The 261-nt window shown below is 39.1% G+C and carries 1 protein-coding gene; it reads right to left on the reverse strand.

Annotated features, from left to right (window positions below; translation table 11 throughout):
- Positions 1-261 (reverse strand): alternative ribosome rescue aminoacyl-tRNA hydrolase ArfB (gene arfB / locus AAEY57_RS20305; protein WP_350608698.1); only part of this gene is annotated, 261 nt, incomplete at both ends.

The following is a 261-nucleotide window of genomic DNA, read 5'->3' on the forward strand; positions in this document are numbered from 1 at the left end:
TTATTAACTACCGTAGCACTAAGGATTAAATCCTTTAAACGCTTAAGGGCATCTTCTCTGTTTAGCTCTTGGGTACGGTGGCTTTGCGCTTTAATGATTAAGACGCCGTCTTTGGTAATTCTTGTATCATTTAATGCAAGTAAGCGTTCTTTGTAGAAGTCAGGTAATTTAGAGCGGTTAATGTCAAAACGTAAATGAATTGCACTTGCTACTTTATTAACATTTTGACCACCGGCACCTTGCGAACGAATAGCTGTGAGC

It is taken from the genome of Pseudoalteromonas sp. MER144-MNA-CIBAN-0113, from assembly GCF_040308965.1.
Lineage (GTDB): Bacteria > Pseudomonadota > Gammaproteobacteria > Enterobacterales > Alteromonadaceae > Pseudoalteromonas > Pseudoalteromonas tetraodonis.